The organism is Oceanobacillus kimchii X50 (assembly GCF_000340475.1).
Lineage (GTDB): Bacteria > Bacillota > Bacilli > Bacillales > Amphibacillaceae > Oceanobacillus > Oceanobacillus kimchii.
Genome location: NZ_CM001792.1, coordinates 2,538,781 through 2,564,121, shown reverse-complemented (window position 1 = coordinate 2,564,121; position 25,341 = coordinate 2,538,781). Strand labels below are relative to the sequence as shown.

26 protein-coding genes and 1 tRNA gene are annotated in these 25,341 nt (G+C 35.1%); 24 read left to right on the top strand and 3 right to left on the bottom strand.

Going from position 1 to position 25,341, the window contains the following annotated elements:
- Positions 1 to 125 precede the first annotated feature (125 nt).
- The 16 genes from C794_RS13450 to C794_RS21370 all read left to right on the top strand — a co-directional run bounded on the left by C794_RS13450 (position 126) and on the right by C794_RS21370 (position 15,169).
- Complete coding sequence (locus C794_RS13450; RefSeq protein WP_017797665.1) at positions 126 to 956, top strand: MIP/aquaporin family protein; 831 nt, start codon at positions 126 to 128, stop codon at positions 954 to 956.
- Between the two features lie 12 nt (positions 957 to 968).
- Positions 969 to 2,471, top strand: coding sequence for a glycerol kinase GlpK (gene glpK, locus C794_RS13445; protein ID WP_017797664.1), 1,503 nt, complete (start codon positions 969 to 971; stop codon positions 2,469 to 2,471).
- Between the two features lie 238 nt (positions 2,472 to 2,709).
- Positions 2,710 to 3,702, top strand: coding sequence for a dihydroxyacetone kinase subunit DhaK (gene dhaK / locus C794_RS13435; RefSeq protein WP_017797662.1), 993 nt, complete (start codon positions 2,710 to 2,712; stop codon positions 3,700 to 3,702).
- A gap of 17 nt (positions 3,703 to 3,719) precedes the next feature.
- Entirely contained in the window at positions 3,720 to 4,337 is a 618-nt protein-coding gene (dhaL, locus tag C794_RS13430; protein WP_017797661.1) for a dihydroxyacetone kinase subunit DhaL, read from the top strand.
- Between the two features lie 5 nt (positions 4,338 to 4,342).
- Positions 4,343 to 4,729, top strand: a complete 387-nt coding sequence (gene dhaM, locus C794_RS13425; RefSeq protein ID WP_017797660.1) for a dihydroxyacetone kinase phosphoryl donor subunit DhaM — start codon at positions 4,343 to 4,345, stop codon at positions 4,727 to 4,729.
- A gap of 198 nt (positions 4,730 to 4,927) precedes the next feature.
- The gene (locus C794_RS13420; protein WP_017797659.1) at positions 4,928 to 6,589 is read left to right on the top strand and encodes a glycerol-3-phosphate dehydrogenase/oxidase; all 1,662 of its coding nucleotides are present in this window, start codon (positions 4,928 to 4,930) and stop codon (positions 6,587 to 6,589) included.
- 507 nt (positions 6,590 to 7,096) lie between these two features.
- A complete protein-coding gene (locus C794_RS13415) occupies positions 7,097 to 8,086 on the top strand; it encodes a tetratricopeptide repeat protein (protein ID WP_017797658.1) in 990 nt (329 codons plus the stop codon).
- Positions 8,087 to 8,168: 82 nt separating this feature from the next.
- Positions 8,169 to 9,122: a thioredoxin-disulfide reductase gene (gene trxB, locus C794_RS13410; protein WP_017797657.1), complete on the top strand. Its 954-nt coding sequence runs from the start codon at positions 8,169 to 8,171 to the stop codon at positions 9,120 to 9,122.
- 301 nt (positions 9,123 to 9,423) lie between these two features.
- Positions 9,424 to 10,305, top strand: a complete 882-nt coding sequence (gene rapZ, locus C794_RS13405; protein WP_017797656.1) for an RNase adapter RapZ — start codon at positions 9,424 to 9,426, stop codon at positions 10,303 to 10,305.
- A 1-nt stretch (position 10,306) separates the two neighbouring features.
- A complete protein-coding gene (locus C794_RS13400) occupies positions 10,307 to 11,260 on the top strand; it encodes a gluconeogenesis factor YvcK family protein (protein WP_017797655.1) in 954 nt (317 codons plus the stop codon).
- A gap of 35 nt (positions 11,261 to 11,295) precedes the next feature.
- On the top strand, positions 11,296 to 12,240 hold the full coding sequence (whiA, locus tag C794_RS13395; RefSeq protein ID WP_017797654.1) for a DNA-binding protein WhiA: 945 nt from the start codon (positions 11,296 to 11,298) through the stop codon (positions 12,238 to 12,240).
- 145 nt (positions 12,241 to 12,385) lie between these two features.
- A complete protein-coding gene (locus C794_RS13390; RefSeq protein WP_017797653.1) occupies positions 12,386 to 12,646 on the top strand; it encodes an HPr family phosphocarrier protein in 261 nt (86 codons plus the stop codon).
- A 167-nt stretch (positions 12,647 to 12,813) separates the two neighbouring features.
- A complete protein-coding gene (locus C794_RS13385; RefSeq protein ID WP_017797652.1) occupies positions 12,814 to 13,389 on the top strand; it encodes a TetR/AcrR family transcriptional regulator in 576 nt (191 codons plus the stop codon).
- A gap of 196 nt (positions 13,390 to 13,585) precedes the next feature.
- Positions 13,586 to 14,320, top strand: a complete 735-nt coding sequence (locus C794_RS13380) for an alpha/beta hydrolase (protein ID WP_017797651.1) — start codon at positions 13,586 to 13,588, stop codon at positions 14,318 to 14,320.
- Between the two features lie 37 nt (positions 14,321 to 14,357).
- Positions 14,358 to 15,017 carry a hypothetical protein gene (locus tag C794_RS13375; RefSeq protein WP_017797650.1) on the top strand — a complete coding sequence of 220 codons (660 nt, stop codon included), beginning with the start codon at positions 14,358 to 14,360 and terminating at the stop codon, positions 15,015 to 15,017.
- A 35-nt stretch (positions 15,018 to 15,052) separates the two neighbouring features.
- Positions 15,053 to 15,169, top strand: coding sequence for a glycosyl-4,4'-diaponeurosporenoate acyltransferase CrtO family protein (locus tag C794_RS21370; RefSeq protein ID WP_353048071.1), 117 nt, complete (start codon positions 15,053 to 15,055; stop codon positions 15,167 to 15,169).
- 18 nt (positions 15,170 to 15,187) lie between these two features.
- Here the strand turns inward: C794_RS21370 and clpP are convergent, their stop codons facing one another.
- Complete coding sequence (gene clpP / locus C794_RS13370) at positions 15,188 to 15,769, bottom strand: ATP-dependent Clp endopeptidase proteolytic subunit ClpP (protein ID WP_017797649.1); 582 nt, start codon at positions 15,767 to 15,769, stop codon at positions 15,188 to 15,190.
- Positions 15,770 to 16,009: 240 nt separating this feature from the next.
- On the opposite strand from clpP, the gene C794_RS13365 reads away from it, so the two are divergent.
- From C794_RS13365 to C794_RS20860, 4 genes are all read left to right on the top strand, one after another.
- A tRNA-Arg gene (locus C794_RS13365) sits at positions 16,010 to 16,085 on the top strand.
- 473 nt (positions 16,086 to 16,558) lie between these two features.
- Positions 16,559 to 16,852, top strand: coding sequence for a hypothetical protein (locus C794_RS13360; RefSeq protein ID WP_017797648.1), 294 nt, complete (start codon positions 16,559 to 16,561; stop codon positions 16,850 to 16,852).
- A 254-nt stretch (positions 16,853 to 17,106) separates the two neighbouring features.
- Complete coding sequence (locus C794_RS20180; protein WP_175618776.1) at positions 17,107 to 17,316, top strand: hypothetical protein; 210 nt, start codon at positions 17,107 to 17,109, stop codon at positions 17,314 to 17,316.
- Positions 17,317 to 17,796: 480 nt separating this feature from the next.
- Positions 17,797 to 18,651, top strand: coding sequence for a collagen-like protein (locus tag C794_RS20860; RefSeq protein ID WP_017797645.1), 855 nt, complete (start codon positions 17,797 to 17,799; stop codon positions 18,649 to 18,651).
- A 312-nt stretch (positions 18,652 to 18,963) separates the two neighbouring features.
- On the opposite strand, the gene C794_RS13340 is transcribed toward C794_RS20860, so the two are convergent.
- Together C794_RS13340 and C794_RS13335 are read right to left on the bottom strand one after the other, a co-directional pair.
- Positions 18,964 to 19,515, bottom strand: a complete 552-nt coding sequence (locus C794_RS13340) for a shikimate kinase (RefSeq protein ID WP_017797644.1) — start codon at positions 19,513 to 19,515, stop codon at positions 18,964 to 18,966.
- A 64-nt stretch (positions 19,516 to 19,579) separates the two neighbouring features.
- Entirely contained in the window at positions 19,580 to 19,972 is a 393-nt protein-coding gene (locus tag C794_RS13335; protein WP_017797643.1) for a reverse transcriptase-like protein, read from the bottom strand.
- A 183-nt stretch (positions 19,973 to 20,155) separates the two neighbouring features.
- Here C794_RS13335 and C794_RS13330 point away from each other — a divergent pair, with 183 nt between their 5' ends.
- From C794_RS13330 to C794_RS13315, 4 genes are all read left to right on the top strand, one after another.
- On the top strand, positions 20,156 to 21,181 hold the full coding sequence (locus C794_RS13330; RefSeq protein WP_017797642.1) for an ABC transporter ATP-binding protein: 1,026 nt from the start codon (positions 20,156 to 20,158) through the stop codon (positions 21,179 to 21,181).
- A complete protein-coding gene (locus tag C794_RS13325; protein ID WP_017797641.1) occupies positions 21,147 to 22,169 on the top strand; it encodes an ABC transporter ATP-binding protein in 1,023 nt (340 codons plus the stop codon). Before C794_RS13330 ends, C794_RS13325 begins: the two co-directional genes overlap by 35 nt.
- Positions 22,166 to 23,830 (top strand): ABC transporter substrate-binding protein, encoded by a 1,665-nt coding sequence (locus C794_RS13320; protein ID WP_017797640.1) that lies wholly within the window; start codon positions 22,166 to 22,168, stop codon positions 23,828 to 23,830. Before C794_RS13325 ends, C794_RS13320 begins: the two co-directional genes overlap by 4 nt.
- Positions 23,831 to 24,338: 508 nt before the next feature.
- Entirely contained in the window at positions 24,339 to 25,340 is a 1,002-nt protein-coding gene (locus tag C794_RS13315; RefSeq protein ID WP_017797639.1) for an ABC transporter permease, read from the top strand.
- Position 25,341 lies beyond the last annotated feature (1 nt).

Genomic DNA, 25,341 nt, shown 5'->3' with positions numbered 1-25,341 from the left:
GTTAATTTGTGGTGGAGACTAGGAGACCTGCATTTCAATCGTACTCAAATATTTAGGGTATGTTATTGAAGTGTGGGTTTTTTTATTACTACAAAGGGTACTTGATTAAAAGGGAGGTAGTATGTATGACTGAGTTCATGGCAGAGTTAGTAGGTACAATGATACTTATCATCTTCGGTGGCGGCGTTGTAGCAGGCGTTGTATTAAAAAAATCGAAAGCAGAAGGCACAGGATGGGTACTTATTACTCTTGGTTGGGGATTAGCAGTTGCCCTTGGTGTATATGCTGTAGGTAATTTTACAGGAGCACATATTAATCCAGCGGTAACTATTGGATTCGCGGCTGTAGGAGATTTTCCTTGGAGTAAAGTTCCTCTTTATATTCTTGCCCAAGTAATCGGTGCAATTATCGGTGCAATTATTGTTTTCCTGAATTACTTACCGCATTGGAAAGTAACAGAGAGCAAAGAAGATAAACTAGGTGTATTTGCAACTGGAGCAGCAATTCGTAGTCCATTTTCAAATTTAATAAGTGAAATGATTGGGACATTTGCATTACTTTTAGGATTAATGTTTATTGGATCGAATGATTTTACAGAAGGTCTAAATCCGTTAATTGTCGGTGCACTTATTGCAGCTATCGGTATGTCTTTAGGTGGTACAACTGGTTATGCAATTAACCCGGCACGTGACCTTGGACCACGTATTGCACATGCAATCTTACCAATTCCAGGAAAAGGTAGTTCTGATTGGGGTTATGCATGGATCCCAATAGTAGGACCAATTATTGGTGGAGTTTATGGTGCAATGTTTTATGACAGTGTTTTTCTAGCTAATTACACCTTCCCGTTTTGGGTAATGACTATTTTTGTATTAATATTATTTATAGGAGCAGCAGTGAGTGAGTTGAAAACGGGTTCAAATCCTGCTGAAAAATTGAATCAAAAATTAAGATAGGAGGAGTTTGTCATGTCAGAAAAATTTATTTTGTCCATTGACCAAGGAACAACAAGCTCTCGCGCAATACTTTTTAATCATAAGGGTGAAATCGTTGAATCTGCTCAAAAGGAATTTGAGCAATTCTTCCCAAAACCAGGTTGGGTGGAACACGATGCAAATGAGATATGGACGTCTGTATTAGCTTGTATTGCTGATGTATTAAGAAAAGCAGATATAGAAGCAAATCAAATTGAAGGAATTGGAATTACCAATCAACGTGAAACAACGGTAGTTTGGGATAAGAATACGGGTAGACCAATATATAAGGCCATTGTTTGGCAATCTCGTCAAACGGAAAGCATTTGTAAGGAATTAAAAGAACAAGGATATGAAGATACAATCCGTCATAAGACAGGATTGTTAATTGACCCTTATTTCTCTGGCACAAAAGTAAAATGGATTTTAGACAATGTAGATGGAGCTAGAGAAAAAGCAGAAGCTGGAGATTTATCATTTGGAACAATTGATAGTTGGTTAATATATCGATTATCTGGTGGTAAAACACACGTAACAGATTATTCCAACGCCTCTCGTACATTAATGTTTAATATTTATGATTTAAAATGGGATGATGAGTTATTAGAAATATTGGATGTGCCGAAAAGTATGCTTCCTGAAGTAAAACCATCTTCTGAAGTATATGCGCATACTGTTTCCTATCATTTCTTTGGTGAAGAAATACCTATTGCAGGTGTAGCTGGTGACCAGCAAGCTGCATTATTCGGTCAAGCTTGTTTCGATAAAGGTATGGCTAAAAATACGTATGGTACTGGCTGTTTCTTATTAATGAATACAGGAGAAGAACCGGTACGCTCTAAACATGGGCTACTTACTACGCTTGCTTGGGGAGTAGATGGTAAGGTTGAGTATGCACTGGAAGGTAGTATTTTTGTTGCTGGATCTGCAATCCAATGGCTTCGGGATGGATTAAGACTTATTGAATCAAGTCCACAAAGTGAAAAATTAGCATCGCAAGTTGAGACTACAGATGGTGTGTATTTGGTACCGGCGTTTGTTGGTCTTGGCACACCTTACTGGGATAGTGATGCTCGTGGAGCTGTATTTGGCTTAACTCGCGGGACAAAGAAGGAACATTTTGTTCGTGCAACATTAGAATCTTTGGCATATCAAACAAAAGATGTCATGGATGCAATGTTAGCGGATTCTGATATTGATTTGAAGACATTGCGCGTCGATGGCGGAGCAGTTAAAAATAATTTACTGATGCAGTTCCAGAGTGATATTCTAGGTGTAACTGTTGAAAGACCTGTCGTTCAAGAAACCACTGCACTTGGTTCGGCTTATTTAGCAGGATTAGCAGTAGGATTCTGGAAAGATAAAGATGAAATTGCAAAACAATGGTTAAATGAAAAGACATTTGAAAATAAAATGGATGAAGAAGAAAGTGCACATCTTTATAAAGGATGGCAAAAGGCCGTTGAAGCTACTCGTTCATTTAAATTTGAATCATAATAAAAAAGAGAACTGTCTCGATTAAGAGGCAGTTTTCTTGTACAAAGATTAAGGAAGTATATAAATATGGACTTGATATCGTTTGTAGATAGAATTGTCCAGTGTAGGCTACAGATACTAGGAGATTTCATGAAAGCGACCTACGATATAGAAGACTTGCTGAATACTCCAACTCACGAGTTTCTATTCCGTTGCTATAATTTTATTCCTAAATTATGAAAAAGGAGAGATAATACTTATGAAAAAAATCATTAATAATCCAAATGATGTTGTGTCGGATATGGTCTCTGGGATGATACAAGCTTTTCCAGAAAAACTAGAACAAATAGATGGAACAATGATAATTAAACGTAAGGAATTATCTTCAAATAAAGTTGGTCTTGTTAGTGGTGGAGGAAGTGGCCACGAACCTGCCCATGCTGGATATGTTGGTAAAGGAATGTTAGATGCAGCAGTTGCAGGAGAAGTATTTACTTCACCTACCCCTGATCAAATCTTGGCAGCAATAAAAGCCGTTGACACTGGGCATGGAGTTCTTTTAATCGTAAAAAACTATACAGGAGATGTTATGAACTTCGATATGGCGAGTGAATTGGCCGAGTCTGAGGGAATAAAGGTAGAACAAGTTATTGTTAATGACGATGTAGCTGTAGAAGATAGTGATTTTACTACCGGTCGTAGAGGAATTGCTGGTACAGTGTTTGTGCACAAAATTGCTGGAGCAATGGCTGAAACAGGAGCAACATTAAATGAAGTAAAGGAAGTTGCTGAAAAAACAATTACACATGTAAGATCGATGGGAATGGCACTTACTCCATGTACAGTACCTGCTGCAGGTAAACCAAGTTTTCAATTAGAAGATAATGAAATGGAAATTGGTATTGGAATTCATGGAGAAGCAGGTATTGAGAGAAAACCGATAACATCAGCTGAAAATATTGCCAATGAGCTTACCCAAAAAGTACTTGATGATCTTCAATTGCAATCAGGTGATGAGGTTGCAGTGATGATTAATGGGTTAGGTGCAACTCCAGAAATGGAGCTATTTATTCTACAACAACATGTGAATCAATTGCTTAAGGACAATAATTTATCTGTTTTTCGTACGTATGTAGGTGAATTTATGACATCCCTAGAAATGACAGGGTGTTCGGTTACACTATTAAAAGTGGACAATCAATTAAAATCACTTTTAGAAGCAAAAAGTGAAGCTACAGCATTTCGCGTCTAAAGAAAGGAGAATATTCATTGAAATTACAGGTAAACGATATAAGAAATTGGATGAATTTATCAAACCAACTTATTCAAGAGAATAAGTCCTATCTCACAGAATTGGACCAAGCTATTGGTGACAGCGATCATGGAATAAATATGGCAAGAGGTTTTCAAGAAGTTATAACAAAGATTCAAGATCAATCCTACTCGACACCATCAGATATGTTAAAAGATGTTGCGATGACATTAATGTCTAAGGTGGGAGGGGCAGCTGGACCACTTTATGGTACTGCTTTCCTTATATTATCGATGGCTTGGAAAAATAAAAGCGAAATTCAGGTAAATGATATTAAAGATGGATTACAAGCTAGCCTAGATGGGATTAAACAGCGAGGAAAAGCAACTTCAGGTGAGAAAACGATGATTGATGTTTGGGATCCTGTTGTACAGTTATTTAGTGAAAATGATATTACTGACCCTTCTTTAATTGAAGAAACAGCAAAGCAAGCAATGAATAATACCAAGGATTTAAAAGCTACAAAAGGGAGAGCGTCCTATTTTAAAGAAAAATCAATCGGTAATATTGATCCTGGATCAGCCTCTTCTTATTATATATTCTCAGCACTATCAACTTCTTTACAAGGAGCGTAGATAACATGGGACAAGTTGGGATTGTGCTTATTTCGCACAGTGTAAAAATAGCAGAAGGTACAAAAGAGTTAGTACAGCAAGTAATGAAAGATGTTTCTATTGAGGTAGCAGGCGGGACCGATGAGGGAGAGATTGGAACAAGTATTGATAAAATCCTCAGAGCAATTAACAAGGCGAACAACGATGATGGAGTTCTCCTTTTATATGATATTGGTAGCGCAAAAATGAATGCAGAAATGGCAATAGAAATGACCGAAGTGGATAATGTGGAACTTATTGAGGCACCAATAGTCGAGGGTGCCTATGTGGCAGCAGTTGAAGCTGGGATGGGGAAAGAAAAACAAGCAATTATGAAAGCTGTAACTCAATCTTTTTCAAAAGAACGGAATTAACCTCTGTACATTGCCCGAGAGGTATGTTAAACTTAGGTTAAGTTAATAATGATGGACGGAGAATTTAGGAGAAAACCGCAATTTACTGGTAGTGTATACACCAGTGATTTTGCGGTTTTTTCTTTTTCTCTACATGATTATATTAAAAACGGGTAAAGTGATTATAAGAATAACTATTAAACGGGGAGTGTTATAAGAATGAATCAATTTTCAAGCTATAAAAGAAAAGATACATTAGATGCTTTACAAAAGGAAAAGTTAGACTTACTAGTGATTGGCGGAGGTATTACTGGAGCAGGTATTTCTTTAGACGCTACAACACGTGGGTTAAATACAGGCTTAATTGAAATGCAAGACTTTGCAGCTGGTACGTCAAGTCGATCTACTAAGTTGGTTCACGGTGGACTGCGTTATTTACAACAATTTGAAGTGAAGATGGTTGCTGAAGTTGGTAAAGAAAGAGCGATCGTCTATGAAAATGGTCCACATGTAACGACACCTGAATGGATGCTACTTCCATTCCACAAAGGAAGTACACTAGGACCATTGACTTCAAATATTGGATTAAGAGTATATGACTTTTTAGCAGGTGTTAAAAAAGACGAACGTAGAGTAATGTTCAAACCAAAAGAAGTAATTGAACGTGAACCATTAATAAAACAAGATGAATTACGCGGCGGCGGATACTATGTTGAATATAAAACAGATGACGCCCGTTTAACGATTGAAGTTATGAAGAAAGCTGTAGAAGAAGGTGTACATGCTATAAACTACACCAAAGCCGTTAACTTTATCTATGAAGACAGTAAAGTGGTTGGTGTTATTGCAGAAGATTTAATTACAGGTGAACAACACAAAATTTATGCGAAAAAAATAATAAATGCTGGTGGACCATGGGTTGATGATGTACGTGAATTAGATGGTTCTAAAAAAGGTAAGACGCTTCACTTAACAAAAGGTGTCCATCTTGTTTTCGATCATACAACATTTCCTTTACAACAAGCAGTATACTTTGATTCACCTGATGGGCGTATGATTTTCGCCATTCCACGCGATGGAAAAACGTATGTTGGTACAACTGATACAACCTATGAAGGTGATATTGCTCATCCAGTTGTGACTGAGGATGATCGTGAGTATTTATTAAAAGCTATTGCTTATATGTTCCCTTCTCTACAGTTAAAACCAGAAGATGTAGAATCAAGTTGGGCAGGATTACGTCCATTAATTGCTCAAGAGGGTGCGACAAGTCCAAGTGAAATTTCACGTAAAGATGAGATATTCCAATCTGATTCGGGATTATTATCAATGGCAGGTGGAAAATTAACTGGATATCGAAAAATGGCTCAACACGCAGTGGATTTAGTGACTAAACAGTTAAAAGAAGAAGAAAATATTCTTTATACCGATAGTCAAACAAAGCACTTACCAATATCTGGTGGAGATGTTGGAGGATCTAAAGGGTTTGAAGCTTACAAAAAAGATAAACTAAAAGAAGCTGTTCAATTAGGTCTTTCAGAAGAAGAAGCGCTTCAATTGATCCAACGTTATGGTTCAAATATAGAAATTGTATTAGATATCTATAAAAACCAAAAAGAAGAAGCAAACAAGTATAATATTGACCATACCGTATTTACTGAATTGGTATATGCAATAGAGTACGAACTTGCATACAAACCTGTAGACTTCTTTATACGTCGAACTGGTGCATTATTCTTCCAGCGCCCTTGGGTAGAAGCACATATGGATAAAGTACTTCCATATATGAAAGAGAAATTACAATATACAGATGAGCAGTATAATGAATATACAACGCAACTAAAAGAATTGTTATACGAAACAACTCATCCTGCTAAATAATGCTTCTTAAAGTAAATGGTATAACTGCACATTAATTACTGATGCAGTTGAAGACTTCTGTTTAAGTTTCTACCTATTAAATAGAGTAAAGAAAGCATCTCCAAAGTCGTGAAGCTGTAACGGCGATTAGGAGGTGCTTTTTATCATATAATAGAGGTAACGGGTTGGAATATAACAAAAATTAGCATTCAAAAGATGGATAATAGCTAGAATAAGCCTAAGAAATATACGGAGATTAGGTCTAGGCGAGACCCCGGAACGCAGAGCATCCGGAGGCTCACCAGTTGCCTAAGGATAAGCGGAGTATATTGCTGAAGCGGGTATTCAAAAGCCAATCATTGGGATTATCTTTTGTGGGAATGCTTTTATCTCAATCTCTTTACTTGAGAGTTTAATGATTTAGCTTCTAAAATTCGAACAAATTTTGCAATGTGAGTAGACACTATGGTGATATCATATATAGTGTGATATACTTTGGACGAATGTTTAGAAAATAGGGGGATACACATGCAATCTAAAGGTAAAAAAGCTGAATATAATAAGGTGATCCCTTTTATCCCTGAAGGAGATTTTTATTATACAAAAGGTGTTGAAGCGTTTAAAAAACGTAAATTCGACATCGCTATTAAATGGATGAAGAAAGCCATGGAACAAAAACCTAAAGACCCTTTATATAAATGCCAATTATCTATTATATATACCGAAGTAGGATCTTATCATAAAGCGAATCAATTATTAACCGAAGTCTTGCAATCTAGTGATTATATAGATTGCTATTATTTGATTGCAAATAATTACGCCCATCTTGGTCTGTTGTATGATGCAAGAAAATATGCTCAGTTCTATTTAGATAAAGAACCAGACGGAGATTTTAGTGAGGATGCGAATAGATTACTTGAATTAATTCAAATCGATGAAGATATTGATGACTTGGATTTAGAGGATGAAGATGAATTACTCATTTATCAAGAAACCGCATTTTATCATATGGAAAATAGTGAATGGACAAAAGCTATTCCTATTATTGAAGAAATGATTGATTTGTTCCCAGATCATATTTTAGCAAAACATGATTACGCACAAGCGATTTTTTATACAGGAAAGCAAAATGAAGCTATTAAGATTGAGAAGGATATTTTGGAAGAAGATCCAAATTCTTTGTACAGCCATATGAATTTAGCTTTATTTTATTATGAACAAAAGAACCCTGCATATGAAAAGCATATTCAGGCATTACTAAATATATATCCAATACATGTGCAGCAAAAACTGCGTGTTGCAGTAACATTGGCACGAACGGGGAATTCAGAAGAAGCGTATAATAGATTTAAACAACTTGCAAAAGAACCAGTGAAAACTCATCTATCATATTATAAATGGTATAGCATTTGTGCATATAATTGTGGAGATCCAGGAAAAGCCCTGGATATTTGGGAAGAAGGCTGCAAAAAACATCCACGATTATCTGATGAAGAAGGTCCTTGGAATAATAAATAAGTAATGAGCAAAAAGATAGACGTAAAACAATCGATTAATTAAACTAGATGTTGGAATTAAATAGAATACGGGGGCGATTTATATGTCCGAACAAAAAATGTATGATGTTATTATTGCTGGAGCAGGTCCAGCAGGAATGACAGCAGCAGTATATGCATCACGTGCAAATCTAGAGACATTAATGTTAGAAAGAGGAATACCTGGTGGTCAAATGGCTAATACAGAAGACGTAGAGAACTACCCAGGTTTTGATAATATATTAGGTCCGGATTTATCTAATAAAATGTTTGAACATGCCAAAAAATTTGGTGCTGAATATGCATATGGTGATATCAAAGAAGTAGAAGATCACGGTGATTATAAGTTAATAAAAGCAGGGAATAAAGAGTATCATACTCGTGCTTTAATTATTGCAACTGGAGCTCAATATAAAAAGCTAGGTATCGAAGGTGAAGAATCACTTAGCGGTAGAGGTGTATCATATTGTGCAGTATGTGATGGTGCATTCTTTAAGAATCGTAATCTTGTAGTAATTGGTGGAGGCGATTCAGCAGTTGAAGAAGGTATTTATCTTACACGGTTTGCCAATAAAGTGACTATAGTGCATCGCAGAGATAACCTTCGTGCGCAAAAAATAATACAAGATCGTGCCTTTGATAATGAAAAAATTGATTTTATTTGGGATACTGTTGCAGAAACCATTAATGGCACTGATGGAAAAGTAAGTAGTGTCACATTAAAAAACACAAAAACAAATGAAGTAAATGATTTTGATGCAGATGGTGTTTTCATTTATATCGGAATGGTTCCATTAAATGAAGCATTTCTTTCATTAGGAATTACGAATGATGAGGGATATATTGCAACGAATGAAAATATGGAAACATCAATTCCTGGAATTTTTGCTGCTGGGGATATTCGAGACAAAGAACTTCGACAAATTGTTACAGCAACTGGAGATGGAAGCATTGCTGCAGAGGCTGCAATAAAATATGTCGAAGATTTAGAAGAAAAGTTAAAAAGTAAGCAATCTTAGAGTAATTTATAGAAAAATTTACCAATAGTAACTACTTTTTAATCCTGTTGTAATACGCACGAAACATTTATGGGGTACACTATAAATAACTAATTGACCCCCTTTTAATAGATAGATTAGTTATTTTGCACAGGTTGTTATAACCTGTGCTTTTTTTTGCTATAACTTGTCCTGTTTTGTCGTGTATTCGAAGTTCTTTTAATTGCTTGTTGTGGTGAATTGCTTCATTGTATAATATAAGTAGAGTTAAAAATTTAAATACCTAATCTATATAAACGAAAGTAATAAAGGGGCGAGGATATTGAGTCAAGAACAAGAAACGAAGCTCGTAATCATTACTGGAATGTCAGGTGCAGGGAAAACAGTGGCTATCCAGAGCTTTGAGGATTTAGGATATTATTGCGTTGATAATTTACCTCCTGCATTACTTCCAAAATTTTTAGAATTGATGAGAGATGCAACAAATAATATTCAAAAGGTTGCATTAGTCATGGATCTACGTGGCAGAGAATTTTTTGATTCACTTTTTGAAGCCCTAGATGTTTTAGCGAAAGAGAATTGGCTTGAAGGTCACATTTTATTTTTAGATGCAAAAGACGAAGCTTTAGTAACACGCTACAAAGAGACAAGACGTTCTCACCCGTTAGCTACCGATGGTTTGCCATTAGATGGAATAAAACAGGAAAGAGAAATCTTGGACGAACTTAGAGGAAGAGCTCAACGAATTATTGATACAACAAATTTAAAGCCGAGAAATTTACGAGAGAAAATATTGAAAGTGTATAAAGAAGAAAAGCAAGAAGTATTTTCCGTACACTTTTTATCTTTTGGTTTTAAGTATGGGCTTCCTATTGATGCCGACCTCGTATTTGATGTGAGATTCTTACCAAACCCTCATTATGTCGCGAACTTACAGCCGCTAACGGGATTAAATCCAGATGTATCTTCATATGTATTCAAATGGACGGACACACAAACATTTATTGATAAAGTCACAGATTTACTTAAATTTATGCTCCCTCAATATAAAAAAGAAGGAAAATCACAACTTGTAGTAGCAATTGGTTGTACAGGTGGACAGCATCGTTCTGTAGCATTATCAGAGCATTTCTCTAAGATGTTAAGTAATGATTATACAACTCATGTTAGCCATCGTGATATAGATAAAAGGAAGGTTTTATAATATGGGGACAGTAAGCAATCCAAAAGTAGTAGCAATTGGTGGAGGAACAGGAATGCCTGTATTATTAAGAGGTTTGAAAAAACTACCTATTGATTTAACAGCAATTGTTACTGTAGCGGATGACGGTGGTAGCACTGGTAGAATTCGTAACGAAATGGAAATACCTGCACCAGGAGATATTCGGAATGTGATTGCTGCACTTTCTGATGCTGAACCAATGCTATTAGAGTTATTCCAACATCGTTTTACACAAGGAAATGGATTGTCCGGGCATTCTATGGGGAATCTTTTGTTAGCGGCAATGACTTCAGTTACTGGCAACTTTAACAATGGAATTAAAGAAATTTCTCGAGTTTTAAACGTAAAAGGAAAAATCTATCCAATATCCAATGAAAATATGTCTTTACACGCAGAAATGGTAGACGGAGAAATTGTATCAGGAGAGTCAAATATTCCACTAGCTCAAAAGAAAATAAAGAGAGTATTTCTTGAACCTCAGCCTGTTAAGCCATTGCCAAATGCTGTTAGAGCAATTAAATCCGCGGATCTTATAGTGATTTCTCCTGGTAGTTTATACACTTCGATAATGCCTAATTTAATTGTTCCACAAGTAAAAGAAGCAATCGCTTCTTCAAAAGCAAAAGTAGTCTACGTATGTAATGCAATGACACAGGACGGTGAAACAACGAATTACTCAGCTGCTGACCATGTAAAAGCTATTCATGATCATATTGGTGAACCATGTATAGATGCAATAGTTGTTCATAATAAGATAATTCCAGATAAAATTCAGGCTCTGTACAAAAGTGAGAACGCAACACCAGTAACGTTTGATGAAAAAAGATTAAACAAGATGGGCTTACATGTAATTGCTGGGAATATTTTAGCTGAATCAAATGGAACTTTACGACATGATAATGAAAAGATAGCATCTTTACTATTTGATTTTGTTTAGTTGATTTGAATATGATAGAAAAAGGGGGGAGTAACATGTCTTTCGCATCGGAAATTAAAAAAGAATTGACAGCGATAGAATCAGACAAGTGTTGTCAACTAGCAGAACTTGCAGCCTTGGTCAGGATGAACGGAGCAATTTCTATTTCACGCCAAGGCTATTCTCTAGATGTTCAGACTGAGAATGCAGCAATAGCGAGACGCATCTATACATTGATTAAGGAGAACTATTCGATAGCAGTGGAATTACTCGTCCGTAAAAAAATGAAATTAAAAAAGAATAATGTTTATATTGTACGATTAAAAGAGGAAGTACAATTACTTTTAGAAGATCTAGATTTAATTGAAAACCAATATACAATTGTTCGGACAATCTCAAATAAGTACTTGGAAAAAGAATGCTGTCAAAAGTCTTATTTAAGAGGGGCTTTTTTAGCAGGAGGATCGATGAATAATCCTGAAACATCTTCCTATCATTTAGAAATCTTTAATTATTATGAGGAGCATGCTGAATCCTTACAGAAATTACTGAACTCGTATGGCCTTCATGCGCGATTATTAGAACGAAAAAATGGCTACATCGTATATATGAAGGAAGCGGAAAAGATTACGGAATTCCTAAGTATAATTGGAGCACATAAAGCATTATTTAAATTTGAAGACGTACGAATTGTTAGAGATATGAGAAATTCTGTTAATCGACTTGTGAATTGTGAAACAGCTAACTTGAATAAAACAATAGGAGCGGCCTTTCGACAGATTGAAAACATAAAATTAATAGAGCGAACCGTTGGACTGGATCAATTGCCTGATAAATTACAAGAAATAGCAAAACTTCGGGTTCAGTATGAAGATGTTTCATTAAAAGAACTAGGTGAACTGGTGACCAGTGGTACGATCTCAAAATCTGGTGTGAACCACCGACTGAAAAAAATCGATGAGTTCGCTGAAAAGATTAAACGAGGAGAAACCTTATCTTAGACAAGTAATGCGGTAAATAGAGTATTATGATATAATACGATTAATTTCATAATATTTATAATTTAATTAAGTGATTTTCTGATAGAGGATTCTCTATCAGAAAACATATGATAGCGTTTTCGAATTTTAGGGGAGGATGAGAGTATTGGTAGAAAAATTTGTAACGGTTGAATTAGAAACCGGATTACAAGCTAGACCGGCAGCACAATTTGTTCAAGAAGCAAATCGTTTTTCATCCCATATCTTTTTGGAAAAAGATGATAAGAAAATAAATGCTAAAAGTATAATGGGATTAATGAGTTTAGCGATTACAAAAGGAGAAAAAATAAAATTGATTGCTGAGGGACCTGATGAGGATACAGCAATAAAACATTTAGAAAAATATGTATATAACGAAGAAGATTAAAATATCAATTTTGTAGATAGTTACTATATCTTTAAAAGGCTACTATATTACCAATATGAAAGGTTAATGGTAGCTGATTTTATGTATATGATATACAGTCTCCTTTAAAATACACAAACGTTCTAGATAAAATAAAGTATAACAATTTTAAAGGAGTAAGATTAAAAATGCCTCGCAATAAAGATGAAGATTCAAAAGAACGAATTTTACAGTTTGCTGAAGAATTGTTTATGAAGAAAGGGTATCGCTCTGTTACTACTCGTGAAATCTCAGCTAAATGTAAGATATCTCAGCCTGCATTATATTATCATTACCCAGATAAGGAATCATTATATATTGCAATGTTAACAAGATTTGTAAAGAGAATTAAATCTAAATTAAATGTGATATCTGATGAACCTTTGGAACAACGACTGCGATTAATGCTGGAAATCTTAGCGGATGAACATCCTACTAGTATTATGATAATGGTTCATGATATTTCCGTTGAATTTAAACATGAGAACAAACATAAAATTTATTTATTGTGGAGAGGAGCATACTTAGAACCTTTTATTAACGTATTTGAAGAATTGAAAGAGAGAGGTAAACTAAGAAAACATATTGCCCCCGAAGAAGCTGCAAGATTTTGTTTGTTAACGATGGGACAAACAATATCAACTTGGACTAATAACACTCATTCATTATCCACTCAGTATGATTTGCTTGTTGATTTTATCCTTCACGGTACTGTAAATTCATAGTATATAAATCTTAAGAGGTTAAGGCAGACCAAATATTTAATTTAGAAGAGAGCTTTTAGATTTCAAATTTGAATTCATCTAGTTAATAACTTTTGCCTTAATCTCTTTTTTTATGAGGTTTACTTATCAATTGATAAGTAAACCTCATTGTGTTATAAAGAAATTAGCTTTTAATAACAGTGAAAGAGAGATTTATATGAAAAAAGTATCAAAAATTATTTTACTAGTATTGCTTTTATTAATTATCGTAAGCGGTTTAGCCTTTTATTATTGGACTCAACAAACCTATTCGCCATCTAGTACATTAACTAAATTAGTGGATGAAGATGAGATAACATATTTCGAAGATTGGCTAGTCTTTGACTCAAAGGGAGAAGGACAAACTAAAGGTGGAATCATAATATATCCAGGAGCTAAAGTAGAGCCAGAAGCATACAGCTATTACGGTCAAGAATTATCTAAACGTGGATATTTAGTAGCAATACCTAATGTTCGATTAAATTTACCGATTTTAGAAGTTGATAAAGCGGAAGAAATCATTGATAAATATGCTACTGCGGAAGATTGGTTTATTGGAGGTCATTCATTAGGCGGCGTTGCTGCATCAAGCTATGCAAAAGAACATTCAGATATAATCACAGGTGTTTTTTTCTTGGGTTCTTTTCCAAGTGATAATAATGATTTCAGTAACTCTTCCATATCAACCTTATCTTTGTTTGCAGATAAAGATGGCCTTACTACACTCGATAAAATAGATGAAACGGGTAATTTACTATCTGATAACACGGTAATGAAAGAGATAAGGGGAGGAAATCACTCTCAATTTGGTGTTTATGGTAAACAAAAGGGTGATGGTGAGGCGACAATTTCGGTAGTTGAGCAGCAACACATCGTCATAGAGTCTATTTTAGATTGGGTAAATAATGAATAGTTACATAATCTATAAACCAATGTAAGGAGGGAAATAAATGGATAGTTATTTATACTTTATCTATACACTAATTTATATTGGTATATTAATCTTTTCTTTAAATCAAAAAAAGATCGATTCCTATTTTTCACGTCGGTCATTTATTTATTTAGTTATTGTTGGACTTATAGTAGATAATGCAATTGTTGCAATAGGTAGATTCATAGGAGAAGGAGCTTTATTAGAAAACCTAAATTACCTTCGTTACTGGAGTCATGCATTTTTAACACCAACATTAGTTTTATACTGTATTGGAGCTTTAGAAGGGTCTAAATATATTTCCATAAGAAAAACTGCTCTATATGGAGCTACATTAATCACAGTTTTGTTAATTGTAGTTGAAGTACAAACCGAACTAATAAATTTAATGTTACAACCACAGTGGGAATTTGGTGTTTTACGTTATGTACCTATAGAAACTTCTTCTGGACCACCTATAATGATTCTAATTGTTACCCTTATACTTCTATTGACAGGTGTGCTTTTATGGATATTTGACAAATGGGTATGGTTGTTAGTTGGGGCTAGTTTAATGACAATTGGTAGTATCGTATCATTTCCTATTGATAGTGGAGCAATCACAAATGGATTTGAAGTAATATTAATTATATTTTTAATGCTAACAAAGCAACATTTAGAAAGAGATTTATACACATAAATTTGGATATAGATATAATTAGTTACTTTTATTAAATGGTATTATATGCTTGTTTGTTTAATTTCCCTATAATTATTCTTCAACGATATAACCGTGGGCGGCTGCAAAGAATATTAATTTTAAAGGACATAAAAAATGTTGAGCTTGAGTAAGCTCAACATTTTTTATGACTATTTACGTTCTAGAATTTTATCTATCAAGCCATATTCAACAGACTGATCAGCTGTCATGAAATTATCACGTTCTGTATCACGCTCAATAACCTCAAGAGGTTGACCTGTCTTCTCAGCCATGATTTCATTCATACGACGTTTAATATCAATAATACGTTTTGCATGAATTTCAATATCAGTTGCTTGACCTTGTGTACCACCTAATGGTTGGTGAATCATGATTTCACTATTTGGTAAAGCAAATCGTTTACCTTTTTCACCAGCTGTAAGTAGGAAAGCACCCATAGATGCTGCCATACCGATACAAATAGTGGATACGTTAGGTTTAATGAAATTCATTGTATCATAAATTGCCATCCCAGCCGTAATTGATCCACCAGGTGAATTAATATATAAGGAGATATCTTTATCTGGGTCTTCGGCTTCTAAGAAAAGTAGCTGTGCTACAATAGAATTCGAGACATTATCATCAATGCCGCTTCCTAATAAGATAATACGATCTTTAAGTAAACGAGAGTAAATATCATATGCGCGCTCTCCACGGTTAGTTTGTTCAATAACTGTAGGTACTAAATTCATCATACATCCTCCTTTAATTTCCAAGTGAAATAGTTCTTCCATGGAATGTGTATAAACTTATCATAGCTCATTGGTCAATAAAGGTCAAACGAAAAGTTTAACTAATTAATAACCATTTCCATGATTCCCCATTTATTTAATTATAAACGTATTCCTTTTTTTATAAAAGCATTAAAAAATCCTTGTTTCTCTCTAAGAACGCTTGTATAATAATGGATGTGTCTTCAAAATTTTATATTTGCGCCCGTAGCTCAGTTGGATAGAGCACTGGTTTCCGGTACCAGGTTTGCCGGGGGTTCGAATCCCTCCGGGCGCATCACTCAAAAGCAATAATGACAAGGGAGTAAGAAAATACTTCCCTTGTCTTTTTTATTTGAAAAATACTTGATGCAAACGAATTGCGAACCTTCGTGTTTCGAAATAATATTTCGAAATTTAATTTTTCATATGTTACGTGAATTAGCAATGTCTGCGATTCTTATTGAGGATGGATTTATGGAGTCAACGACTGACATTAAAAGATGCGTTGTAGTAGCGTATTAAAACAGAAAAGACTTAGCAAAAGCTATTGCATCACACTTTGGATTAAAGAAAAAGTTTGGAGGGAGTAAAGGTCAAGCGTATGTAGAAATTATTGCCCATTCATTGTGTGGGTACAATACTGCTAATACTGGGATGATAGAGCCGTTATCGTAAACGTCTTTAGTTCTAGTAATTGCTATGTCCGCTTTTTTATTTGGAAACACATCATATGCTTCTGAAGTCACCGCTATAGATGATTCGACTCTTTTGAAAACATTCGGACCATACAAATTTAAAACAAAAGATGGGCAGTGGGATGGACAATTAGTAGTTCCATCTGGAGGTGCAGACGTTACGGTGACTGTAAGGAAGTTGAACTTTACTGGAGACCCAATGGTTCGTTTATGCAATGCAGCATCCGGAAATTGTACTGGGTTTGGTCCATTAAGGCAGCCAAGCTTGACCAGAACTTTTACCAACATGTTACCTGGGACATACTATGGAGATGTAGTTACCGGAACGGTAACATCTAGTGGTACTATTAGCTTTAATGTTAGATAAAGAACAGGTACTACTAAAAATATTGATTTATTGGTCTCTTAAAGGAGGCCTTTTCTTTTGCGAAATTAACAGGTTAGGCAAATAGAAGAAGGAAAATTAACGTAGGCTTAATGCAGGGAATTTAAAATTAAAAAAGCCTTCCTAGCGAGGGCTTTAAATAAAATGTGTTATCTACTATTAGATTTGTCCAATCTCCTTTTTATTAATTGCGTATGTTGATTATGAAAGGAGTGATAAAACTATGTGTTATTATGATGATAAGTGTAGAAAGAAACACAAAAAATGTTGTAAATGTCACTGCTACAAGAAAAAAGAGAATCATTGTGGTTGTTTTAGAGAAAATGACAACTATGATAATCGATTTCATGATAGATATCGAGATGATAACTATCATAGAAAGTGTAGTAAGAAGAAATTCTGTTATTGTTGTAACAGATATTACTAAAACAGAGCCCTCCCAGTGAGGGCTTTATTTTACTTTAACAAAAGGACTATATTAATTTATCCTTTTCAATTTGTAATTTGAATTTATCTGATAACGAGCAATTTTTCTCAGCTTTAAGTTTATAGACTTCCGCTTCTTGGTAAGATTCAAATGTCATTTCATCTGTATCCTCTGAATGAAATGAAATGCTTCGACTTTATCTCTTACTATTTGAATTTTATACACAATAAATTTCCCTTTAATCAATCGTTTCCTTATTTCTTCTGTAAATCCAAGTTTTTCTTAGTATTTTCAGCAAAGGCCGAAACGATGAGAGAGAAACTACCTAGTAAATAAACAATATTTCCGTCAAGATAATTTCTCAACTGAGGGATTTTTTGATTTTTTATTTTATAAACTTATAAAAATATATGACATCTGTTTATACGAGAATTACTATTCTTAATACTATTAATTAATATATATAGATTTTTGGGAATGGAAGGTGTGCTAATGTGTTATGAGTAGATACTTTAGTAAAAGATGTAAATATCCGGTTAATAATGATTCGCAATTTATTTGTCACAATAAAGATAAGTATTGTAAAAAATGTACTTGTGTAAAAGATTATTGTAATCCACAAATTATCATTAATTGTGGTAATGAAGCAAATGGAGTAACTGGCTCTACAGGAGAAGCAGGCCCAACGGGAGCAACGGGAGAAGCAGGCCCAGCAGGAGCAACGGGAGAAGCAGGCCAAACGGGAGCAACAGGAGAAGCGGGTCCAGCAGGAGCAACAGGAGAAGCAGGTCCAACGGGAGCAACGGGAGAAGCAGGCCCAACGGGAGCAACAGGAGAAGCAGGTCCAACGGGAGCAACTCCTTTTTTTGTTCAAACTACAACACTAGGGACCGTTGACTCAGAGATATCGTTTGACCAAGGTGGAGGAAATAATCAAGCTTTAGGAGCATTAGTATTTATACAAGAAGAAATAACAGTCACGGAAATGACGGTGTATATAATTCAAAATGGAGCTGCAACTGGAGATTTTCAAATGGCCATTTTGGAGCCGGATACGAATATTACGACTACTGTCATAGCTATCACGGATGTAGTTACAACCGTGTCAAGTGGGTTAATAACATTACCATTACTTTCATCAATTGTCTTAAATGATGATTCAAGCTATTATTTAGCAATATATAATCAAGTCAATGGTTCAGCGATAGCCGGAAAAGTAGCTGGATTTGGGAGTGTTCAAGAAGTAGCACCAATTAACTTCAGGTCTCAAAATTTAACCAATTTTAATGTAGGTCAAGTAATTAATACGAGTGATGTGTCACTACAATTAACACCTTGGTTAGCTGCAGAATAGTGATAGATATCATTTTCATAATGTGTTTTATAAAAATATATAGAGAGAGATGTACTGTCATCTCTCTACTAACGTTCCCTTAATGGTTAGTGGAGGATTCGCTCTATTAATCTCGATTTTATTTGAAATTACATAAGTATTTTTCATTTAACCATATTTTTATTAAATTCATTTGCTTCATAAATCCAAGTGGACTGATAGTAGGATTGAACCTTCACTATTATTCAGGATATATAGCGCTTTTGCGATAAGATTCATGCAATATAAAAAAGAGCAATAACCGCTTTATTTGGCATTAGCTCTTCTTTTTTCTCATGAAGTAGGTTCATATATATCCCATGCTAATTTTAAAGATTCGACGATATAATCGGCAACTTCTTCTATCTCATGGTAGTCGGTATCTATTCTTGAATGATGTTGCTCATATATTGGTCTTCTGTCTTCATATAATTGTTTCATTTCCTTCATCGTCTTACCTTGAAGTACAGGTCGACTTTCCATTAATAGTTCGATACGGTCTTTCCAACGTTCCCAAGATAAATCCAGATAAAATATAATACTAGAATTTAGACATATATCTTGTATTTCTTTTTGTAAAAATGCCCCTCCGCCTAAAGATACAACTTTGAGTCGCTGTTGACATATTTCAGATATAATATCTTTTTCCGCTTTACGGAATGTTTCTTCTCCATATAGTCGAAAAATATCTTTGGCTGGCATCTCAAATCTTTTTTCGATTTTTTCATCTATGTCTATAAAATCACGGAATAATTTCTTTGCTACGGTTTTACCGATAGTAGTTTTTCCAACTCCCATAAAACCTATTAAAACTATACTTTGTTCTCTTAATGGAAACTTCCCCATGTTGTTCCTCCTACATACGATCTTTACGCTAGTATAATGGAATATATGATAGTTTGCACGAATTTTATGAGTGATCCTGAATGGCTTTTTTTGCGAGTTTATCCGCATGATAATTTTGCTTTTCTGGAATCCATTTGATGAAGAAGAATGGAAACTCTGATGAAATTTGATTTATTGTACGTAAGAAAGATTGAAACATTTTATTTTTAGTATATCCTTTTTCAATTGAGTCCGCTGCAACTTTGGAATCTGTACGAAACGACAATATCTCATTAGGAAAATGTTTCTTACATATTTCTAATCCATGAATAATCGCATGGAATTCTGCTTCATGATTTGACATGGTTGGAAGTGGAATGGAATATTGATAACTTTGTTTACCAACTTTTATATAAATTCCCGCCCCGCCAACGCCGGGATTTCCTAATGTTGCTCCATCTGTATATACCTCAATCAATATGAACACCTCAAATTGTAAACTTAAAAACACTATCTCAGTATATAAGAATTTCTAATAAAAATAAAATAGTACAAAATTTTAGTAACATACTAAATAATATATATGTTGCAATTTTAAATAATTTTCAGTATATTATAAGAAACTCTGTTCAATATAGAAAATTAAAAAGGGGGAGAATCTTTGTCTGAAGTTATTCTTGAATTAAAGAATCTCAGTACACACTTTACGACGAAGAAGGAAAAGGTTCCCGCTGTCGATCGTGTGAGTTTGCAAATAAAAAAAGGAGAGGTAGTTGGCATTGTAGGTGAATCTGGTTCCGGGAAAAGTGTAACATCGCTATCAATAATGAAATTAGTACCTAACCCTCCAGGAGAAATTGTGGAAGGGGAGATTATGTTTAAAGGGGTAGATTTAACAAAGACAACAGAGAAAAAAATGAAGAAAATACGTGGTAATGAAATTTCGATGATATTTCAAGAGCCGATGACTTCTTTGAATCCATTATTTACGATTGGTAATCAGATGTGTGAAGCAATTCGTTTACACCATAAGATGAAAAAGAAAAAGGCAATTGAGAAATCTGTAGAAATGCTTAAATTAGTAGGTATAGCAAGAGCAGAATCTATTGTTAATGAATATCCGCATCAACTTTCTGGAGGTATGAGACAAAGAGTTATGATTGCCATGTCAATGGCTTGTAATCCAGATTTATTGATAGCGGATGAACCAACAACAGCATTGGATGTAACGATTCAAGCACAAATTCTAGACTTAATGAAAAGCTTGAATGATGAACAAGGTACAGCAATTTTATTAATTACGCATGATTTAGGGGTAGTAGCTGATATATGTGATCGTGTAGTAGTGATGTATTCTGGACAAGTCGTTGAACAAGGAACAAAGCGCGAAGTATTAAAAGATCCGAAGCATCCTTATACTAAAGGACTTATCCGCTCTCTACCAAATCTACGGAAAAAAGAACAGCAATTATATTCTATACCAGGAACAGTTGCTAAACCAAATCTTAATCATGTTGGATGCAGGTTCGCACCTAGATGTGAATTTGCTTATGAGCGTTGCTTTAAAGAGAACCCAGATTTATATGATATTGGTGAAGGTAGAACTAGTAGATGTTTTCTTCAAGATGAAAAAGAAGGGGGAGCTCTGCCAAATGATTCAAGACAATCAACCCCTCTTGGAGGTTAGAAATCTTAAGAAATACTTTCCTGTTAAAGGTGGCGTCTTGGGACGCTCGGTAGGAGAAGTGAAAGCAGTTGATAATGTAAGCTTTGAAGTATATCCTGGGGAGATTTTGGGAATAGTTGGTGAGTCAGGTTGTGGTAAATCAACAACCGGGAAATCAATTTTACGATTAATCGAACCGACTGAAGGAGAAGTTCTTTTTCAAGGAAATGATATTACGAAACTGAACGCTGAGCAAATGAGGTTATTGAGGAAGGATATGCAGATTATTTTTCAAGATCCTTATGCATCATTAAATCCTAGACATACTGTGGAGAAAATCATTAATGAACCATTAATGATTCATACCGATGCAAAAAAAGCGGAAAGAAAAGAAAGGATAAAAGAATTATTAGAAGTTGTTGGGCTTAGTTCCTATCATGCTTCACGTTATCCGCACCAATTTAGCGGTGGACAGAGGCAGCGTATCGGGATTGCACGAGCACTTGCTAATAATCCAAAACTAATAATATGTGATGAACCTGTATCTGCACTGGATGTTTCCGTACAATCTCAAGTATTAAATTTAATGGAGAATCTTCGTGATGAATTCCAGCTGACGTACATATTTATAGCCCATGATTTAAGTGTAGTAAAGCATATTAGTGATCGTGTAGGTGTGATGTATTTAGGGAAAATGGTAGAGATTGCACCTAAAGACCAACTATACGATAATGCGAAACACCCGTACACTCAAGCGTTGTTATCTGCTGTGCCAGATCCTGATCCCGATATTCAGCGAGAGAGGATCATTTTAGAAGGAGACGTTCCAAGTCCACAAGATCCACCTAGTGGCTGTCCATTCCATACAAGATGTCCCGTGGCAATGGACATCTGTAAAAAAGAATTACCAGAGTTTTTACCAGTTGAGGATAATCATGTTGTAGCATGTCATTTATATAATGATGAGCAACAACATTTATCAAAACAAAAAGAGGGGGAACTAGTATGAAAAAGAAATATCTGATTTTGTTAATACTTACGCTTGTGGTATTGATAATGGCTGCATGTTCTGGTGATGGTGGAGCAAATCCGGAAGATGCTGCAGATGATAGTGCAGGGACAGAAGATAATGGATCTGATGCTTCAGCTTCTGAAGATCAAGTGCTTGTATTTGCCAGAGGTGGAGATTCCGAGAGTTTAGATCCTGGAAGTACAACCGATGGAGAATCCTCAAGAGTAACCAGACAAATTCTAGAAAGTTTACTTGATTTTGATAAAGATTCGTTCGAGATAAAACCAGGTTTAGCACATGATTGGGATATATCAGAAGATGGTCTCACATACACCTTCTATTTAGAAGAGGGGGTTACTTTCCATGATGGAACAGATTTTAATGCTGAAGCTGTAAAAACGAATTTTGAACGCTGGGCAGACCCAAATCATGAGTATGCATTTACTGATGAAGGATTTGTGTACAATATTTACGGAACAATGTTTGGTGGGTTTGAAGGTGATGAAGGACATGTAATAGACGAAATTAATGCTGTAAGTGATCATGAAATTGAGTTCGTATTAAAAGAACCATTAGGATTCTTCTTACAAAATCTAGCGATGTCTTATTTTGCGATAACTTCTCCTGCTGCATTAGAGGAATATGGCCCAGATATTACTGAAAACCCAGTGGGTACGGGACCGTTTAAATTTAATAGTTGGAGTAAAAATGACTCCATAGTATTAGACAAGTTTGAAGATTATCGAGTTGAGGATCAACCTAAGCTAGATCAAGTTATTTTCCAAGTGATACCTGATAATTCAGCACGTTTAATTGCTTTACAGTCAGGTGAAATTGATATGATGGATGGATTAAATCCAGATGATGCTGCTGGTCTAGAAGGGGAAGAAGGAATTGAATTATTAACTCGTGGAGAAAATAACTTTGGATATGTAGGATTCCATACCCAAAAAGAACCAGTTGATCAAAAAGAAGTGAGACAAGCGATTAGCTATGCGATCGATAAACAAGCAATCGCTGATGCATTATATGCAGGTTATGCAACTACAGCAAAGAATCCACTGCCACCAAGTTATCTGGGATATAACGATGGGGTAGAGGGGTATGAATATAATCCAGATCGGGCGAGAGAATTGTTAGAAGAAGCGGGATATGCAGATGGTCTTGAAATTGAATTAATGATTTCTCCAACTGCTCGTCCTTACATGCCAGATCCTGAAACAGTGGCTCAAATTGTACAAGAAAATTTATCTGAAGTAGGTATTGAATTAACAATTACCTCACACGAATGGGCTCCGTATTTAGAGTTAACAGAACAAGGAGAACACCAAATGTACATTTTAGGGTGGTCTGGTACAAATGGTGATCCAGATTACTTCCTAAGTAGCTTATTGCATAGTACAAATATAGGAAGTAGTAATAATACGTTCTATGAAAACACTGAAGTGGATGATTTACTGAATCAGGCTAAACGTGCTGTTGATCAAGAAGAACGTGCTGATTTATACATGCAGGCACAAGAACTAATATCTGAAGATGCACCAATGGTGACACTTGTACACTCAACACCAGTCATGGCTATTTCATCAAATGTACAAAATTATGTACCTCACCCATCAACGAGTGAATCGTTAGCAGAAGTACAGTTAGGAGAATAAAGGAAAGAGGTTGGGACACAACGATAAGTTTTGGTCAAAAAGACGAATGATCATTAAATTAACCGTAAGAAATATACGGAGACTCCTTGAAAATCAAAAATCGATTTTCTACGTGCGATGCAATGCTGTCGAGGTCTTCCTTGTCCTATGGGAGTGAGGCAAAGGCGAGACCCCGATGCATAAGCATCCGGGCGCTCACCAGCTGCCGTTGGATAAGCAAAGTATATTACTGAGGCGGATTATAAACAAATTCATTCGGTATTTATTTGGGTATATACTTTTGTCTCAATCTCTTTTCCTTACTATATAAACGTAAAATGTTTAGATTCGAACAAGCACTCTACCATTTTCATTTAGTTGGAGATATAGGAAGTAGACATATGGGGTTTTGTGTTTGCTAAATAACTGCAGGAATAAGGGAGAAAAAATAATATCCATCTATTTTGATTATCTATGGACCTTTAATACTTAGAACAAACTGAAAACCATTATAGTCTGAGGTGATGAAATGCTAGCATACATAGGTCGTAGATTATTAATGCTCATACCAGTTTTGCTCGGGATGACGATTATAACCTTTTCCATTGTTCATTTAATTCCTGGTAATCCAGCTAAGGTTATTCTAGGAGAAACAGCTACGGAACAATCAATTAAGAGTCTAGAAGAATCTATGGGATTAAATGAACCTTATCTTGTACAGTATACTCGCTATCTTGGTGATTTGGTACAAGGAGATTTAGGTACGTCATTACGTACTAAGGCAGATATTTCAAACGAAATTTGGCCATATATCGCTGCTACATTTGAACTGACTCTTTTTGCCATGCTTTTTGCGATTGTAATCGGAGTAAATGCAGGAATTATTAGTGCTTGGAAGCAAAACTCCTGGTTTGATTTTCTTGCAATGTTGTTTGCATTAATAGGGGTATCAATGCCAGTATTTTGGCTAGCGCTTATGGAACAATGGGTATTTGCACAAGAACTCGGGTGGTTACCTGCAAATAGTAGGCAGAACCCAAGAGATCCAATAGCCGCCATAACTCATTTCTATGTTCTTGATTCATTAATACACCTTGATTTTCAACGTACATTAACTATTTTAAAGCATTTAGTGTTACCTAGTATTGCTTTAGGAACTATACCAATGGCAATTATTGCTCGAATGACCAGATCGAGTATGTTAGAAGTAATGAAATCGGATTATATTAGAACAGTAAGAGCAAAAGGTTCAGGACAATTTTTAGTCGTTTATAAACATGCATTAAAAAATGCGATTATCCCTGTAATTACTGTTATTGGACTACAAACCGGAGTGTTATTAGGTGGAGCAATATTAACAGAAACTATATTTAGTTGGCCTGGAATAGGAAGATATGTGTATGAAGCAATTAGTTTCCGAGATTATCCTGTTATTCAATCGGGTATTTTAGTAATTGCATTTTTGTTTGTCATCATTAATCTAATTGTAGATATTCTGTATAAGAAAATCGATCCAAGGATTAATTATTAAG